General features: G+C 70.1%; 15 protein-coding genes. 11 read left to right on the top strand and 4 right to left on the bottom strand.

Annotation, left to right across the window (positions count from 1 at the left end):
• The first annotated feature begins 93 nt into the window (after positions 1 to 93).
• The 3 genes from OG303_RS16730 to OG303_RS16720 all read left to right on the top strand — a co-directional run bounded on the left by OG303_RS16730 (position 94) and on the right by OG303_RS16720 (position 3685).
• Positions 94 to 1074, top strand: a complete 981-nt coding sequence (locus tag OG303_RS16730; protein ID WP_405869181.1) for a proline dehydrogenase family protein — start codon at positions 94 to 96, stop codon at positions 1072 to 1074.
• 51 nt (positions 1075 to 1125) lie between these two features.
• Entirely contained in the window at positions 1126 to 2757 is a 1632-nt protein-coding gene (gene pruA, locus OG303_RS16725) for an L-glutamate gamma-semialdehyde dehydrogenase (RefSeq protein ID WP_405869180.1), read from the top strand.
• Positions 2758 to 2839: 82 nt separating this feature from the next.
• Entirely contained in the window at positions 2840 to 3685 is an 846-nt protein-coding gene (locus OG303_RS16720) for an alpha/beta fold hydrolase (protein ID WP_405869179.1), read from the top strand.
• Between the two features lie 57 nt (positions 3686 to 3742).
• On the opposite strand, the gene OG303_RS16715 is transcribed toward OG303_RS16720, so the two are convergent.
• Together OG303_RS16715 and OG303_RS16710 are read right to left on the bottom strand one after the other, a co-directional pair.
• Positions 3743 to 3949: a DUF5988 family protein gene (locus OG303_RS16715; protein WP_405869178.1), complete on the bottom strand. Its 207-nt coding sequence runs from the start codon at positions 3947 to 3949 to the stop codon at positions 3743 to 3745.
• Positions 3950 to 4039: 90 nt separating this feature from the next.
• On the bottom strand, positions 4040 to 4987 hold the full coding sequence (locus tag OG303_RS16710; RefSeq protein WP_405869177.1) for an NADP-dependent oxidoreductase: 948 nt from the start codon (positions 4985 to 4987) through the stop codon (positions 4040 to 4042).
• A gap of 553 nt (positions 4988 to 5540) precedes the next feature.
• On the opposite strand from OG303_RS16710, the gene OG303_RS16705 reads away from it, so the two are divergent.
• The gene (locus tag OG303_RS16705) at positions 5541 to 5672 is read left to right on the top strand and encodes a hypothetical protein (protein ID WP_107056436.1); all 132 of its coding nucleotides are present in this window, start codon (positions 5541 to 5543) and stop codon (positions 5670 to 5672) included.
• A gap of 55 nt (positions 5673 to 5727) precedes the next feature.
• Here OG303_RS16705 and OG303_RS16700 read toward each other — a convergent pair whose 3' ends face one another.
• Entirely contained in the window at positions 5728 to 7284 is a 1557-nt protein-coding gene (locus tag OG303_RS16700) for a purple acid phosphatase family protein (RefSeq protein ID WP_405869176.1), read from the bottom strand.
• Between the two features lie 152 nt (positions 7285 to 7436).
• Between OG303_RS16700 and OG303_RS16695 the strand changes: the two genes are divergently transcribed.
• Positions 7437 to 8480 (top strand): 3-isopropylmalate dehydrogenase, encoded by a 1044-nt coding sequence (locus OG303_RS16695; RefSeq protein WP_405869175.1) that lies wholly within the window; start codon positions 7437 to 7439, stop codon positions 8478 to 8480.
• Between the two features lie 285 nt (positions 8481 to 8765).
• A complete protein-coding gene (locus OG303_RS16690; RefSeq protein ID WP_405869174.1) occupies positions 8766 to 9854 on the top strand; it encodes a branched-chain amino acid aminotransferase in 1089 nt (362 codons plus the stop codon).
• Positions 9855 to 9923: 69 nt separating this feature from the next.
• Here the strand turns inward: OG303_RS16690 and OG303_RS16685 are convergent, their stop codons facing one another.
• Positions 9924 to 11375, bottom strand: coding sequence for a cytosine permease (locus OG303_RS16685; RefSeq protein ID WP_405869173.1), 1452 nt, complete (start codon positions 11373 to 11375; stop codon positions 9924 to 9926).
• A gap of 116 nt (positions 11376 to 11491) precedes the next feature.
• Here OG303_RS16685 and ureA point away from each other — a divergent pair, with 116 nt between their 5' ends.
• The 5 genes from ureA (at position 11492) to OG303_RS16660 (ending at position 16003) form a co-directional block, all read left to right on the top strand.
• Entirely contained in the window at positions 11492 to 12172 is a 681-nt protein-coding gene (gene ureA, locus OG303_RS16680; protein ID WP_405869172.1) for an urease subunit gamma, read from the top strand.
• Complete coding sequence (locus OG303_RS16675; RefSeq protein ID WP_405869171.1) at positions 12169 to 13845, top strand: urease subunit alpha; 1677 nt, start codon at positions 12169 to 12171, stop codon at positions 13843 to 13845. Before ureA ends, OG303_RS16675 begins: the two co-directional genes overlap by 4 nt.
• 23 nt (positions 13846 to 13868) lie before the next feature.
• Positions 13869 to 14906, top strand: coding sequence for an agmatine/peptidylarginine deiminase (locus tag OG303_RS16670; protein ID WP_405869170.1), 1038 nt, complete (start codon positions 13869 to 13871; stop codon positions 14904 to 14906).
• A gap of 47 nt (positions 14907 to 14953) precedes the next feature.
• Positions 14954 to 15562 carry a TetR/AcrR family transcriptional regulator gene (locus tag OG303_RS16665; protein WP_405869169.1) on the top strand — a complete coding sequence of 203 codons (609 nt, stop codon included), beginning with the start codon at positions 14954 to 14956 and terminating at the stop codon, positions 15560 to 15562.
• 123 nt (positions 15563 to 15685) lie between these two features.
• Positions 15686 to 16003, top strand: coding sequence for a hypothetical protein (locus OG303_RS16660; protein ID WP_405869168.1), 318 nt, complete (start codon positions 15686 to 15688; stop codon positions 16001 to 16003).
• Positions 16004 to 16059: the final 56 nt, after the last annotated feature.

The raw sequence follows: 16059 nt of genomic DNA, 5'->3' as shown, positions 1-16059 counted from the left end.
CGGCACGGATGCGTGACAGCTGTCGATGGTCGACGATCGGAGGGATCCTTAGTTTTCACGGTGGTCCTGTCTGCTGGTTTGTGGAGGTGCCCCGTGCTGGGTCCCGTGATTCTTGCCGCGTCGCGCAGCGACCGGATGCGACGCCTGATCTCGGCGGCCCCGGTGACCAGGCAGGTCGTCGACCGCTTCATCCCCGGTGAGACCGTCGACGACATCGTGCCGGTCATCAAGGGCCTCACCGGCAGGGGCCTGGAGCTGACGATGGACGTCGTCGGCGAGGACATCACCACCCCCGAGCAGGCCGCCGCGGCCAGGGACGCGTACCTGGAGCTGGTCGACCGGCTCAAGGGGCTGGAGCTGGGCGAGCAGGTCGAGATGTCGGTGAAGCTCTCGATGTTCGGGCAATCCCTCCCGTCGCCCACCACCGCCCTGTTCGAAGGGCCCTCCGGGCCCGCCCCGACATTCCAGGGCGGCCACGAGCTGGCGCTAGCCAATGTGCGGCCCGTCGTCGAGGCCGCCGCCGCCATCGGTACGACCGTCACGCTCGACGCCGAGGACCACACCACCCTCGACTCGATGTTCGCCATCCACGAGGAGCTGCGGAAGGACTTCCCGCAGACCGGCTGCGTCATCCAGGCCTACCTCTTCCGCACCGAGGCCGACGCCCGCCGCCTCGCCGGCAGCGGCAGCCGCGTGCGGCTCGTGAAGGGCGCGTACAAGGAGCCCGCCGAGGTCGCGTACCAGCAGAAACACGAGATCGACAAGGCGTACGTCCGGATCCTCGGGACTCTGATGGAGGGCGAGGGGTATCCGATGATCGGGTCCCACGACCCGCGGCTCATCTCCATCGCCCAGGAGCTCGCCCGCAAGGCCGGGCGCAAGCTCGACGAGTACGAGTTCCAGATGCTGTACGGGATCAGGAGCGACGAGCACCTGCGGCTGGCCGCCGAGGGGCACCGCATGCGCGTGTACACGGCCTACGGCACGGACTGGTACGGCTACTTCATGCGCCGGCTGGCGGAGAAGCCCGCCAACCTGCGCTTCTTCCTCCGCAGCATGATCAGCAAGGGCTAGCCACCCCTCAAGGCCCGAACACCCGCTCAAGTTCAAGGAGTTACGGATCTCATGGACGCTGTGACCCAGGTCCCCACCCCCGTCAACGAGCCGGTGCACGGCTATGCCCCCGGCTCGCCCGAGCGTGCCCGGCTGGAGGCCAAGCTGAAGGAGCTGGCCGAGAACCCGGTCGGCCTGCCGATGACGATCGGCGGCGAGAAGCGGATGGGCGGCGGCGAGCGTTTCGACGTCGTGCAGCCGCACAACCACAAGGCCCGCCTCGGCACGTACGCCAACGCCACCCAGCAGGACGCGCAGGACGCGATCGACGCGGCCCTCGCCGCCGCGCCCGCCTGGCGCGCGATGTCCTTCGACGACCGTGCCGCGATCATCCTGCGCGCGGCCGAGCTGCTGTCCGGACCGTGGCGCGAGACGCTCGCCGCGTCCACCATGCTCGGCCAGTCGAAGACCGCCCAGCAGGCCGAGATCGACTGTCCCTGCGAGCTCATCGACTTCTGGCGCTTCAACGTCGCCTACGCCCGCCAGATCCTGGCCGAGCAGCCCCCGGCCAACTCCACCGGTGTCTGGAACCGCCTCGACCACCGCCCGCTGGAGGGCTTCGTCTACGCGATCACGCCGTTCAACTTCAGCGCGATCGCGGGCAATCTGCCCACCGCCCCCGCGCTGATGGGCAACGTCGTGGTGTGGAAGCCGTCCCCGACCCAGACCCACGCGGCCGTCCTGCTCATGCAGTTGCTGGAGGAGGCGGGGCTGCCCAAGGGCGTCATCAACCTCGTCACCGGTGACGGCATCGAGGTCTCCAAGGTGGCCCTCGAGCACCGTGACCTGGCCGGCATCCACTTCACCGGTTCGACCAAGACCTTCCAGTACCTGTGGAAGACGGTCGGTAACAACATCGAGAAGTACCGCACCTACCCCCGCATGGTCGGCGAGACCGGCGGCAAGGACTTCCTGGTCGCCCACCCGAGCGCCGACCGCGCGGTCCTGAAGACCGCCCTCACCCGCGGTGCCTTCGAGTACCAGGGCCAGAAGTGCAGCGCGACCTCCCGCGCCTACATCCCGGCGTCCATCTGGAACTCCGGCTTCAAGGAGGAGTTCGCCGCCGAGGTCGACTACCTGACCATGGGCGACGTCACCGACCTCGCCAACTTCATCGGCGCCGTCATCGACGACCGCTCCTTCGCCAAGAACAAGGCCGCCATCGACCGCGCGAAGGCGGACCCCAACTGCACGATCGTCGCGGGCGGTTCGTACGACGATTCGGTCGGCTACTTCGTCCGCCCGACCGTCGTCGAGTGCATCGACCCCGAGAACGAGGTCTTCCGCACCGAGTACTTCGGCCCCTTCCTCGCCGTGCACGTCTACGAGGACGACAAGTACGAGGAGATGCTGACCCAGATGGAGTCGGTGTCCGACTACGCGCTGACCGGCTCGGTCGTCTCCAACGACCGTGCCGCCGCCGCGTACACGATGGAGAAGCTGCGTTACGCGGCCGGCAACTTCTACATCAACGACAAGTCGACCGGCGCCGTCGTCGGCCAGCAGCCCTTCGGCGGCGGCCGCGCCTCCGGCACCAACGACAAGGCCGGCGCCCCGCAGAACCTGCAGCGCTGGACCCTGACCCGCGCCATCAAGGAGACGCTGGTCCCGCCGACGGACTACACGTACCCGCACATGGGCTGAGCCGCCGACTCATGCCAACTCATGCGGAAAGGCCGGACCTTGAGCAGGCGGCCCGGCCTTTCCGTGCGCGGACAATGGCGTCATGACGGTGACGACGGACGACGGCGTACGACTGTGGGCGAGCGCCTCCGGCCGGGGCGAGCCCCTGGTGCTGTGCCACGGCGGACCCGGGCTGTGGGACATGTTCGAGGACGTGGCGGGGCAGCTGGCCGACCTGGCCACGGTCGTCCGCTGGGACCAGCGAGGATGCGGGCGCTCGGAGCGGTGTGCGGGGCCGTGGACGAGCGAGCGGTTCGTGGCCGATCTGGACGCCGTACGACGGCACTTCGGGCTGGAGCGGATGCGCCTGCTCGGCCATTCCTGGGGTGCGCAGCTCGCGCTGAGCTATGCGCTGGCGCACCCGGAGCGGGTGAGCGGGCTGGTGTACGTGGCGGGTACGGGCATCGGGCCCGACTCCGACTGGCACGACGCCTTCGTGGACAGGCTTCTCGCCCGGCTCGGTGAGCGTCCTGAACGGCTCGCCCGCTGGCGGGAGTTGACGGACCGGGCCGAGCGCTCCGAGGAGGAGGAGCGGGAGTGGGCGGTGCTCCAGTGGTCGGCCGAGTTCGAGGAACGCGAGAGGGCACTCGAGCACTCCGGTCGGATGGCCGATCCCTGGTTCGGGATCAACTACGAGTGCAACAACGTCCTCAACGCCGAACGCGAGCGCAGCTGGGGCACGCCCGAGCTGTACGCCGCCTGCCGGGACCTGGACGTGCCCGTGCTGATCGTCGACGGAGCCCACGACATCCGGCCGCGTTCTGCCGTGGACTCCCTGGAGCGCGCCCTGCCGCGCGTCCGACGGGTGGTTCTGCCGGACGCGGGGCACATGGTGTGGACCGACGACCCGAAGGGCTTCCGCCGGACGGTGGCGCCGGCGCTGCGGTGAGCCAGTGCCGCAACAGGCAACGTTCGCCCCGTCGCGCAAACGTTGCCGGCCGCGGTACTAGCCGGGCAGCTCCGTCCGCTCCCACCACACGTAGACGGGGAGTTTCCCCTCGGACGTCTCCGTCTGGCGCGGGGTCGGCCTGAAGTGTTCGTAGCCGCCCCGGAGCTCGATCTTCAGATCCGTTCCGGATGTCGTGACCTGGACGATCCGGTCGCGCAGATCGTCCGGGCCGCCTTCGAGGAATGCTTTGCCTTTGTCGCTCATGACCTCACCGTTCCCGTTGTTGGATTTCGGTGTCGCGTGCCGTGCGGAGGATCAGTCGTGTGGGCGATCCGATCCGCTGCTCAGCAGGAGTCAGTCGGGGAGCACGAGGACGAGCTTGCCCTTCGCGTGGCCCGCCTCGCCCAGCTCGTGCGCCTTGGCCGCCTCGGCGAGAGGGAGGGCCGCCTCCACGTGGATGCGGATGCGGTTGCTCGCCAGCAGGGCGGCGATCTTGGCGAGGCGTTCTCCGGAGGGTTCCGCCTGGACGACCGTGAAGCGCATGCCGCGGGCCTCCACGTCCTCCGGGGCCAGCCCGAGATCGCCGGGGATCGCCGAGATCAGCAGGCCACCGGGCCGGAGGGTGTTCAGGGTGCGCGGGCCGTAGTCGCCGCCGATGAGGTCGAGGGCCACGTCCATGTCGTGCACGGCGTCGGTGAAGTCGGTCGTCGTGTAGTCGACGAGCTCGTCGGCGCCGAGGTCGCGCAGGAAGTCGTGCCGGTCGGCGCGGGCCGTGGCGACGACGTGGGCGCCCTCCGCCTTGGCGAGCTGCACCGCCACGTGGCCGACGCCGCCGGCCGCCGCGTGGATCAACACGCGGGTTCCCGGGCCGACTTGGGCGATGTCGATCAGGGCCTGCCAGGCGGTGAGTGTGGCCGTGGGGGCCGCCGCCGCGTGGATGTGGTCGAGGGGGGCGGGCTTCGGGGCGAAGTGGGTGGCCGGGGCCGTGACGTGGGTGGCGTATCCGCCGGCGTCGATCTTGCCGAAGACCTCGTCGCCGGGGCGGAGGCGGGTGACGTCTTCCGCGACGGCTTCCACGGTGCCGGAGACGTCCCTTCCCAGCGTGAAGGGTGGGTTCCCGTACAGCGGGGCTGTGCCCGAACGGACCAGGAGGTCCACGGTGTTGACGCCGGCCGCGCGGACTCGGAGCAGGATCTCGCCGGGGGCGGGTGTGGGGCGGGGGTGTTCCTCCAGGTGCAGGACCTCGGGGGCGCCGAACCGGTGCTGGGTCACTGCCAGTGTGCGGGGGTGTTCCGTGGTCATCGGGTCTCCCTCCCGGACCGGGGGCGGGGTGTGGCCGCCTGGGTCCATCCTTGCTCCGGTGGGGAGAGTTGGGCACCCTGCGTGGGGTGCCGGCCGGGGTGTTTTCGCCCCCGCCGCCCCTTCCCGCCCCGTCCCCAGGGGCTCCGCCCCTTCGACCCCGCCAGGGGGCTCCGCCCCCTGGACCCCCATCGGCCTGAACGGCCTCGTCCTCAAACGCCGGACGGGCTGAAAGACCAAACGACGGACGGGCTGAAAGATCAAACGACGGACGGGCTGAAAGATCAAACGACGGCGGGAGGGAAATTCATGAAACCCCAGGTCAGAGCCGTGTGACTCACCCCGCCGTCTCAGATAGTAGGAAGTCCGAGTAATTGTGGAGACAGACCGGGGTTGCTCCCTTACTTTTGTAGGAGCCGAACGTCTCGCTCGACCAAGCGAATGGCGGTCGTGAGCCGGGCCCCGTGCAGGCAACCCCTGCGGCACCGCTCCCCGCCCCATCCGGCGTCTCGTAACCCCTTTCCGCACTCCAGGATGTCGAAGGAGTCGATTCTCCATGGCCGAGACGACCGCACGCCGCCGAGTCCGTCACATCTCCCGCACGAGCGAGTCCGACCGCAAGAACGCCGCAGCCGCCCTCCAGCGCGCCCTCGACCGCAGGGACAACGGCGGCTCGACGGGTCACTGAGCAGCAACACCGCAGGTAAGCCGGGAGCCGCACCCGTTCGGGGTGCGGCGCGGACTCACGCCCCGCGCCGCACCTCGAAGTGATCGACGCGCTTGCCGTCGTCCGTCAGCGCCGACACCTTGAGGACCGGCTTCGGGCCGCTCTCCACCTCCACCGCGAGGAGGGAGAAGCCCCGGTAGCGCACCCGCGACCACTCCACGGTCTCCTTGCTTGAGGCCTTCGACTTCGTCCACTGGAAGGTGTCGACGGAGTCGTGCCGCGTGACGTGCCCCTCGTAGCTCTCCTTCACGCCCACCGGGAAGCCGTACAGGTCACGGCCGCCGCCGCCCGCCGTGACGTACACGATCCCGTCCCGTGTCGGATCGGTCGACGCACCGATGGGCACGGGCCGGCCGACCTCGCCGTCCTTGATCGCGTCGGTCCGCTCGTAGACGTGGTTGTGGCCATTGATCACCAGGTCCACCTGGTGCTTGGCGAACAGCGGCAGCCACTCGGCGCGCACGCCGCCGTCGGAGGCGTGCGCGGAGGTCGAGTAGGCGCAGTGGTGGAAGAAGACGACGATGAAGTCGACCGACTTCGCCGCCCGTAGCTCGGCCAGCTTGCTGTCCAGCCACTTCGTCTGCTTGCCGTCCGTGTAGCCGAAGTTGGCGGGGATCTCGTACGACACGTCGTTCGCGTCCAGCGCCACGAAGGCGACGTTGCCGTACGTGAACGCGTACGCCCCCGGCGCCGTGCGGGCGTCGAAGCCGCTGTCCGGGAGGGACCAGCGGGCCAGCTGGCCGCCGTAGCCGTCCGGCGAGTACCAGGCCTCCATGTCGTGGTTGCCGGTCGTCACCATCCACGGGACCGACTTCGCCACCGACTCGTTCTGCTTGAGGAACAGGTCCCAGAACGCGGGGTCGTAGCCGTCCGACTTCTTGCCCTGGCCGTTGGTGTCGGCGTAGCAGATGTCGCCCGCGTGGAGGTGGAAGGCGGGCTTCTGGCGCAGGATGACGTGGTCGTTGGCGGCGGCTGCCTGGCTGACGCCCTGGTCGCCGAAGGCCGTGAACACGAAGCTCCGCGGGGCCGCCGGCGCTGTACGGAAGGAGCCGATGGTCGAGCGGTGGGCGGCGGAGGCCGGGTCGAAGCCCTCGTGGCCGACGCCGTAGTAGTACGTCGTGCCGGGGCGCAGGCCGTCCAGGGCGGCATGGAGGTAGTACTGCTCCAGCGCCGAGCGCACGCCCGTCACGCCCGGCGTGTGCAGGTCGCGGACCTCGGCCCCGATCTTCCGGCCCAGGTCGTCGGGCTTCAGGCCGACCCGCAGGTACGGCTTCCTCACCGCGAGCGGCACCTGCCAGGAGACGCGCATCTGCGTCTTGGGGTCGGCGCCGAAGGAGAGGTGGCGGCCGAAGGGGGAGACGACGGAGCCGTGGACCTTCGAGGTCGCGGGCGACGGGTTCGTACTCGGCGCTCCCGGGCCGCCGCAGCCGGTCAGCAGCCCACCCGCCGCCACAGCGCCCGCCGTCACCAGTGTGCGGCGCCGTGACAGCTTCGTACGCAGGTACTCGTGCTGCTCGGCCATGCTCATCCGGCGGGCGAGCTGCGGCGGGATGCCGAAGTCGGGAAGGTCCATGAAAGGGAAGTTCCCAGCGAAGGCCAACGCCCGCCATACGTACGGGTGAACGGGGGGCGACCAGTCGGAGCCCTCCGTCGCCCCCGGCCATCGGCCTGTCCGTATCGCGGACATGGCGTGTCATCCCATGGGACGGGGAGTAGGGTGCCGACATGTCTCGCAGCATCAATCTCGCAGTGATTCCCGGTGACGGCATCGGCCAGGAGGTCGTGGCCGAAGGTCTGAAGGTCCTCTCCGCCGTCCTTCCGCAGGATGTGAAGCTGGAGACCAAGGAGTACGACTTCGGTGCCCAGCGCTACCACGCCACCGGTGAGACCCTCACCGAGGCCGACCTCGACGCGCTGAAGAAGCACGACGTCATTCTGCTCGGCGCCATCGGTGACCCGTCGGTCCCGTCCGGTGTCCTTGAGCGCGGCTTCCTGCTCAAGCTCCGCTTCGCCTTCGACCACCACGTCAACCTGCGTCCGTCGAAGCTCCTTCCGGGTGTCGCCACCCCGCTGGCCGGCGAGCCGAACATCGACTTCGTCGTGGTCCGTGAGGGCACCGAGGGTCCGTACACCGGCAACGGCGGCACGATCCGCAAGGGCACCGAGCACGAGGTCGCCACCGAGGTCTCCGTCAACACGGCCTTCGGTGTGGAGCGCGTGGTCCGCGACGCCTTCGCCCGTGCCCAGGCCCGCCCGCGCAAGAAGCTCGCGCTGATCCACAAGAACAACGTGCTGACCTTCGCGGGGCACCTGTGGACCAACGTCTTCAACAAGGTGGCGGCGGAGTTCCCGGACGTCACCACCGAGTACATGCACGTGGACGCGGCGACCATCTACCTGGTCACGCAGCCCGAGCGCTTCGACGTGATCGTCACCGACAACCTCTTCGGCGACATCATCACCGACCTCGCCGCGGCCGTCTCCGGCGGCATCGGCGTCGCCGCGAGCGGGAACATCAACCCGTCCGGCGAGTTCCCCTCGATGTTCGAGCCCGTGCACGGCTCGGCGCCCGACATCGCGGGCCAGGGCAAGGCCGACCCCTCCGCCACGGTCCTGTCCGTCGCCCTGCTCCTGCGTCACCTCGGCTACGAGGCCGAGGCCGCCCGTATCGACGAGGCCGTCTCCGCCGACCTCGCGGAGCGCACCGGCAAGCCGGCCCGCAGCACGTCCGAGATCGGTGACGCGCTGGCCGTACGAGTAGCCGGCTGACCCGCGGCACACTCGAAAACCTCGAAGCCGCCGGGTCACTCCGCACCCGGCGGCTTTCGCATGTCCCCCGCCGGGTGCCACCATCATCCCCTGGGCCGCATTTCACGCCGTTTCTCCCCCACAGCCTTAAGGGCGTGGGCGGTGCCCCCATTCGGACTCCCGCTTGCGATAATCGAACGCGGAGCCGCGGAATGAGGGAATGCTCGGACGTCCTAGCACTGGCCACTGACAGTAGCGAGGCGTGAGCGCGGCCCGTCACACACAACCGGTGAAGGACAACCACTCATGACGACGCCCACGATCGAGCTCAAGCCCTCGGCCTCGCCACTCTCCGACGCGGAGCGCGAGGCGATCCTGGCGAACCCCGGGTTCGGCCGCCACTTCACCGACCACATGGTGACGATCAAGTGGACCGAGGGCCGCGGCTGGCACGACGGCCAGCTCGTTCCGTACGGTCCGCTCTCCCTCGACCCGGCGAACATGACCCTGCACTACGCGCAGGAGATCTTCGAGGGCCTCAAGGCCTACCGCGGTCCCGACGGCTCCGTCGCCACCTTCCGCCCCGAGATGAACGCCCGCCGCTTCCAGCGCTCCGCGCACCGCCTCGGCATGCCCGAGCTGCCGGTCGAGACGTTCATCGGGGCCTGCGACGCCCTGGTCCAGCAGGACAGGACATGGGTGCCGTCGCACGGCGGCGAGGAGTCCCTCTACCTCCGCCCGTTCATGATCGCGACCGAGGTCGGCCTCGGTGTGAAGCCGGCCAACGAGTACCTCTTCCTGGTCATCGCGTCCCCCGCCGGCGCCTACTTCCCCGGCGGCGTCAAGCCGGTCTCCATCTGGCTCTCCGAGGACCGCGTCCGCGCCGTCCCCGGCGGCATGGGCGACGCCAAGACGGGCGGCAACTACGCCGCCTCCCTCCTCGCCCAGGCCGAGGCCGCCGCCAAGGGCTGCGACCAGGTCTGCTACCTCGACGCGGTCGAGCACAAGTGGGTCGAGGAACTCGGCGGCATGAACCTGTACTTCGTGTACGCCGACAAGATCGTCACGCCCTCCCTGACCGGCTCCATCCTCGAGGGCGTCACCCGCGACTCCCTGCTGACCGTCGCCCGCGACCTGGGCTACGAGACCGAGGAGGGCCGCATCTCCATCGACCAGTGGCAGCGGGACGCCGAGAACGGCACCCTCACCGAGGTCTTCGCCTGCGGCACCGCGGCCGTCATCACCCCCGTCGGCACGGTCAAGCGCGCGAGCGCCGAGTGGCAGCAGGCGGGCGGCGAGCCGGGCGAGGTCACTCTCCGGCTCCGCGAGGCCCTGCTGGACATCCAGCGCGGCACGGCGGAGGACAAGCACGGCTGGATGCATCAGCTGGGCTAGGCCCTGTCGTTTGGATCAGGTCGGCTGCAGGCAACGGCGCCGTGCAGCCGGCGCGACGCCGGGCTGATCCTAGGCATCGGACGTGGTCGTCAGGGCCGCTGCGGACTCTGTGTCCGTGGCGGCCCTCGCGGGTTCCGAGGCCGGTGCGACGGCCGTGAGCAGCAGGTACACCAGAGCGCCCGCCAGCCCCGACAGCACAAAGCTGCAGTCCACCCCGCCGGTCAGCGACAGCAACGGCCCTTCGTACGACGGCAGTGACACCGCCAGCAGGCCGACGCCCGCGCCCGCCGCCCAGGACACCGTCGCCGGGAGGTTCCAGCCCGCGCGGTACCAGTAGACGCCGCCCCGGGAGCGGCGGTTGAAGACCTGGAGGGCGTCGGCGTCGTAGACGCCCTTGCAGCGTGCGAAGCCGATCAGGGTGATCACGGCCCATGGGGTGCCGATCGCGGTGAGCAGCAGTACGAAGGACGTCATGGCGTCCTGTGCGCTCGAGTAGTAGTGGCCGACGAAGACGCTGGCCGTGGCGACCACGGCGACCGTGCAGGTGGCCGCGGCCCGGGACGCGCGCGGCAGGATCGCGTCCAGGTCGAGGCCCATGGAGTAGAGCATCAGGCCCGCGTTGCCGACCGAGCCCGCGGACGCCGCCAGGAGCAGGGGGATCAGGTACCAGGCGGGGGAGGCGGAGACCAGCGGTCCGGCGTAGTCGAGGGCCGCCCGGGCCGCGTACGCCGTGAAGGTGCCGAAGAGCTGGGGGACCAGCAGGCCCGCCGTCAGGCCGAGCCAGGTCGCGTGCAGGACCCGGCGTGAGGCGTGGCGGGCCGGGGAGATGTAGCGCGTGTAGTCGCCGAGGAGCGTGATGAAGGCGATGGGGCCGGAGAGGCCGGCGGCCACCGTCGCCAGGAACCACGTCGGCCAGAAGCCGCCCAGCAGGTAACCACCCGTCTCCGGCAGTGCGTTCGTGGTGAAGTGCGGGGCGTACGCGATCACGCCGAGCACCAGCAGGGCCGTCATGCCGATCGCGAGGACGCGGGACATGGCCAGCAGGACGCGGTAGCCGTAGACCGCGCCCGCGACCGTCGCCGCGGCGAGCAATGCGTAGACGACGCCGTACGACATCCCGTCGGCCGGTAGTCCGAACAGCCGGCCGAGCACGCTCACCATCACGTCACCGCCGATCCACACGGTCAGCGCGGTGTAGCCGAGGGCCAGCAGCAGGCCGACGACCGAGCCGACCAGCCGGCCGCGCACGCCGAACTGGGCGCCGGAGGAGGTCGAGAGGTTGGTCGCGGTGCGCAGGGAGATCAGGGCCAGCGGGGCGGTCAGCGCCGTGCCCACCACCGTGCCGATCACGATCGAGCCGAGCGAGGCCCACCAGCCGAGCCCGAAGGACGGCGGCAGCCAGCCGAAGACGATCACGCCGAAGCAGAGGTTGGAGCCGAGCAGGATCGAGACGAGGTCGCGCGGTCCGCTGGTGCGCTCCTCGTCGGGGATGGTGTCGACTCCGCGCTGTTCTATCGGCATGGCTGGTCTCCCTTTCTTAGAGTGACGCTCAATGTGAACCTGGTATTGGTCGTCCGTCAAGCGTTCCAGATCGGGGATTTACCGTTTAGAGTGTTGCTCTAAATAAGGAGGGTGGGATGAGACTGACCCCCACGGAACGCGACCGGCTGCTGCTCTTCGGGGCCGCCGAGCTGGCTCGGGCCAGAAGGGCCCGTGGCCTCATGCTCAACGTGCCGGAGGCGACCGCGCTCATCGCGGACACCGTGTGCGAGGCCGCCCGGGACGGCGCCCGCCTCGCCGAGGCCATCGAGCGCGCACGGTCCGTCCTCGGTCCGGCCGACGTCCTGCCCGGCGTCGCGGACGTCGTCACCGAGGTGCATGTCGAGGCCGTCTTCGACGACGGTTCGCGGCTCGCGGTCGTGAGCGATCCGATCGGCGGCGGACTGGGGGACCGGGCCCCAGGAGCGCTCCTGCCGGGCCCGGCGCACGCCGAGCCCGAGGCCGTCGTGCGGCTGACGGTCACCAACACCGCCACCGTCCCCGTCTCCGTCACCTCCCACTTCCACTTCTTCGAGGCCAACCCGCGCCTCGACTTCGTACGGGAGGAGGCCTACGGGATGCGGCTCGCCGTGCCCGCCGGGTCGTCGGTCCGCTTCGGGCCGGGGGAGAGCGTCGAGGTCGGGCTCCTGCCGATCGGGGGCGAGCGGATCGCGATCGGGTTCGCTGGGCTCGTCGACGGGGCGCTGGACGCGCCCGGGGTGAAGGAAGAGGCCCTGCGCAGGGCCGCCGCCTGCGGATATCTGGGAGCGGACCGATGAGCATCGACCCCTACGCCTACGCCGCCACCCACGGGCCCCGCGCGGGCGACCGCATCCGCCTCGGCGACTCCGGGCTGACGATCCGCGTCGAGTCCGACTCCCAGCTCTACGGCGACGAGTTCCTGGCCGGCTTCGGCAAGACCGCCCGCGACGGACTGCACCTCAAGGCGGCGGCCGTCCGGGAGACCTGTGACGTCGTCATCAGCAACGTCGTCGTGATCGACGCCGTGCAGGGGATCCGCAAGGTGTCGATCGGGATCCGGGAAGGCCGGATCTGCGGGATCGGGCGCGCCGGGAACCCGGACACCCTCGACGGGGTCGACGTCGTCGTCGGCACGGGTACGTCGATCGTCTCCGGCGAGGGGCTTCTCGCGACCGCCGGCGCCGTCGACCCGCACGTCCATCTGCTGTCGCCGCGGATCATGGAGGCCTCGCTGGCGTCCGGCGTGACCACGATCATCGGCCAGGAGTTCGGGCCCGTGTGGGGCGTCGGCGTCAACTCGCCGTGGGCGCTGCGGCACGCGTTCAACGCCTTCGACGCCTGGCCGGTCAACATCGGCTTCCTGGGGCGCGGTTCGTCCTCGCACCGGGCTCCGCTGGTCGAAGCCCTCGCCGAGGGCGGCGCCTGCGGCTTCAAGGTGCACGAGGACATGGGCGCCCACACGCGGGCGTTGGACACCGCGCTGCGCGTCGCCGAGGAGTACGACGTCCAAGTCGCCCTGCACAGCGATGGGTTGAACGAATGCCTGTCGGTCGAGGACACCCTGCGGGTGCTCGAGGGCCGTACCATCCACGCCTTCCACATCGAGGGCTGCGGCGGCGGACATGTGCCGAATGTGCTGAAGATGGCGGGAGTCGCGAACGTCATCGGCTCCTCCACCAACCCCACCCTGCCCTTCGGCCGGGACGCCGTCGCCGAGCACTACGGCATGATCGTCTCCGTCCACGACCTCAAGACCGACCTGCCCGGCGACGCCGCCATGGCGCGCGACCGCATCCGCGCCGGGACCATGGGTGCCGAGGACGTGCTGCACGACCTGGGCGCGATCGGCATCACCTCGTCGGATGCGCAGGGCATGGGACGGGCCGGCGAGACGGTCCGCCGCACCTTCGCCATGGCCGGGAAGATGAAGGCCGAGTTCGGCGCCCCGGACGAGCACGACAACGAGCGCGTCCTGCGCTATATCGCCAAGCTGACCGTCAACCCGGCCATCGCGCACGGACTTTCGCACGAGGTGGGGTCCATCGAGGTCGGCAAGCTGGCGGACATCGTGCTGTGGCGGCCCGAGTACTTCGGCGCCAAGCCGCAGCTCGTCCTCAAGTCCGGCTTCCCGGCGTACGGCGTGGTCGGCGACCCGAACGCGGCGACGGACACCTGCGAACCCCTGGTTCTCGGGCCGCAGTTCGGCGCGTACGGGGCCACGCCCGCGGACCTCTCGGTGGCTTTCGTCGCACAGGCCGCGCTGGACCAGGACAACGACGCGATCCCCACCCGCCGCCGACGGGTCGCCGTCCGCGGCACCCGCGGCATCGGCCCCGCCGACCTACGGCTCAACTCCCGCACCGGAGCGGTGGACGTCGACCAGGGCACGGGTCTGGTCACCCTCGACGGAGAGCCGATCCGCTCGGAGCCGGCCGAGTCCGTCTCCCTCAACCGCCTGTACTTCCTGTGATGTTCACGGACAAGGACCCCCAGATGAGCAAGGCCGCAGCCGACGGTTTCCGCATGCCCGCCGAATGGACCCCGCACGAGCGCACCTGGATGGCGTGGCCGGGACCGAACCCGACCTTCGAGAACCCGGACGACCTCGCGGGGTCCCGTATCGCCTGGGCGTCGGTCGCCCGCGCGGTCCTCCGGTTCGAGCCGGTGACCGTAGTGTGCGGCCCGGGGCAGTCGGCGGACGCGCGGGCGTTGCTCGGGCCGGGCGTCGACACCGTCGAGCGCGACCTCGACGACGCCTGGATGCGGGACATCGGGCCCACGTTCCTCACGAACGGGCGTGAACTGGCCGCCGTGGACTGGACGTTCAACGGCTGGGGCGCCCAGAGCTGGGCCCGCTGGGAGCACGACGCGAAGATCGCCGCGTACGTCTCGGACGTCGTGGGCGCGAAGACGTACACCTCGAAGCTGGTCAACGAGGGCGGTGCGATCCACGTCGACGGCGAGGGCACCGTCCTGCTCACGGAGACGGTCCAGCTCGGCCCCGAGCGCAACCCGGGCTGGACGAAGGAACAGGTCGAGGCGGAGATCCACGCCCAGCTCGGCACCCGCAAGGCGATCTGGCTGCCGCGCGGCCTCACCGGCGACTACCCTCCGTACGGCTTCGGCACGCTCGGCCACGTGGACATCGTCGCCGCCTTCGCCCGCCCGGGTGTCGTGGTGGCGCACTCCCAGCCCGATCCGGCGCACCCCGACCACGAGGTGACGAAGGAGGTCATCGGACTGCTCAGGGCGCAGACGGACGCGCGGGGCCGCAGCCTGGAGGTCGTCGAGGTCCCGGCGCCCACCGCCCTGGAGGCCGACGGCCACTGGGCCGACTACTCCTACATCAACCACTACCTGTGCAACGGCGGCGTCGTGCTCTGCGGCTTCGACGACCCGCGCGACGAGATCGCCGCCGGCATCTTCCGCCGACTGCTCCCCGAACGGACGGTGACGCTGGTGGACGCCCGTACGATCTTCTCCGGTGGCGGTGGCATCCACTGCATCACCCAGCAGCAGCCGAAGATCTAGAAGAGAAGATCCAGAAGAGAAGATCTGGAAGATCCGGAGGAGTCCCGATGGCCGGTGCGGCACGGGCGCGCAAGAACGCGCCGCCGCGCGAGGAGGTCCTCGCCGCCGCCATGGGCATGATCGCCGAACGTGGCCTGGAGCAGCTCACCATGGCGGCCCTCGGCCGTGAGGTCGGCATGAGCAGTGGCCACCTGCTCTACTACTTCCACTCCAAGGACGAGCTGCTGCTGCAGGCCCTGGAGTGGAGCGAGGGCCGGCTGGGCGTCGAGCGCGGACGGCTGCTGGGCCGTGTCGGCACGGCCCGCGAACGGCTCGAAGCGTACGTCGACCTGTACGTCCCCGACGGCCACCGCGACCCCCACTGGACCCTCTGGCTGGAGGTCTGGAACCGCTCGCAGAACGCCGATGAGGCCGCCCGCGACCGGCAGGCCGCCATCGAGGGAGTCTGGCACCGCGACCTGGTGGCGCTGATCGCGGAAGGGGTCTCGCGGGGCGAGTTCCGCCGGGTCGACCCCGACCGTTTCGCGGCCCGGCTGCGGGCGCTGCTGGACGGCTTCTCCATCCATGTGGCGATCGGGCTGCGCGGGACGGATCGGGCGCAAGTTCTCGGCCACGTACGGGAGTTCCTGGACGAGGGGCTCCTCGCGGACGCGTGACCTGTCGCCCGGGTTGTACGCAATACGGCCGATTGACCCTGTGTCCTGTGGTGCGCTTGCCTCGAAGAGAGTCCCCGGCGCGGGGCCGGGGGAGAAGCGTCCATGGGGAACACAGGGGGAATCATGTCCAGAGCCGCCGCACGTGTCCTCTTACGTCGCGTGCTGCTCACGGGCTCGGCAGGGGCGGCGGCGCTGCTCGCGCTCGGCGCCTGCACGCGCCTCGCGTACACCTCGGGCGGTTCCGTGTATCTGCTCGAACTCGCCACCGGAAAGCGGCAGTTGATCAGCGTCGACCGCGGGGGCGGCCGCAACGACCTGCCCGCCGGGCACCCCTCCGTCAACGCGGACGGCACCGTCGTCGCGTTCGAGTCGGCATCACCCGATCTGGTGGAGGGGGACACCAACGGGGTGTCGGACGTCTTCCTGCGGACAGTGCAATGACGCGGACCGCGCAATGACCAGCACCTTGCACTGACCAGCACGGTGCACGGTGCAAC

The sequence above is a fragment of the Streptomyces sp. NBC_00005 genome (assembly GCF_045160215.1).
Taxonomy (GTDB): Bacteria; Actinomycetota; Actinomycetes; order Streptomycetales; family Streptomycetaceae; genus Streptomyces.
This window is presented reverse-complemented; position numbering and strand designations above follow the sequence as displayed.

Bases quoted from the DNA above. Each gene is read 5' to 3' on its own strand.
- OG303_RS16665 (WP_405869169.1), top strand. From the start codon at position 14,954: ATGGCCGGTGCGGCACGGGCGCGCAAGAACGCGCCGCCGCGCGAGGAG.
- OG303_RS16690 (WP_405869174.1), top strand. From the start codon at position 8,766: ATGACGACGCCCACGATCGAGCTCAAGCCCTCGGCCTCGCCACTCTCC.
- OG303_RS16685 (WP_405869173.1), bottom strand. From the start codon at position 11,375: ATGCCGATAGAACAGCGCGGAGTCGACACCATCCCCGACGAGGAGCGC.
- OG303_RS16700 (WP_405869176.1), bottom strand. From the start codon at position 7,284: ATGGACCTTCCCGACTTCGGCATCCCGCCGCAGCTCGCCCGCCGGATG.
- pruA (WP_405869180.1), top strand. From the start codon at position 1,126: ATGGACGCTGTGACCCAGGTCCCCACCCCCGTCAACGAGCCGGTGCAC.
- OG303_RS16710 (WP_405869177.1), bottom strand. From the start codon at position 4,987: ATGACCACGGAACACCCCCGCACACTGGCAGTGACCCAGCACCGGTTC.
- OG303_RS16675 (WP_405869171.1), top strand. From the start codon at position 12,169: ATGAGCATCGACCCCTACGCCTACGCCGCCACCCACGGGCCCCGCGCG.
- OG303_RS16670 (WP_405869170.1), top strand. From the start codon at position 13,869: ATGAGCAAGGCCGCAGCCGACGGTTTCCGCATGCCCGCCGAATGGACC.
- OG303_RS16705 (WP_107056436.1), top strand. From the start codon at position 5,541: ATGGCCGAGACGACCGCACGCCGCCGAGTCCGTCACATCTCCCGCACG.
- ureA (WP_405869172.1), top strand. From the start codon at position 11,492: ATGAGACTGACCCCCACGGAACGCGACCGGCTGCTGCTCTTCGGGGCC.
- OG303_RS16660 (WP_405869168.1), top strand. From the start codon at position 15,686: ATGTCCAGAGCCGCCGCACGTGTCCTCTTACGTCGCGTGCTGCTCACG.
- OG303_RS16720 (WP_405869179.1), top strand. From the start codon at position 2,840: ATGACGGTGACGACGGACGACGGCGTACGACTGTGGGCGAGCGCCTCC.
- OG303_RS16695 (WP_405869175.1), top strand. From the start codon at position 7,437: ATGTCTCGCAGCATCAATCTCGCAGTGATTCCCGGTGACGGCATCGGC.
- OG303_RS16715 (WP_405869178.1), bottom strand. From the start codon at position 3,949: ATGAGCGACAAAGGCAAAGCATTCCTCGAAGGCGGCCCGGACGATCTG.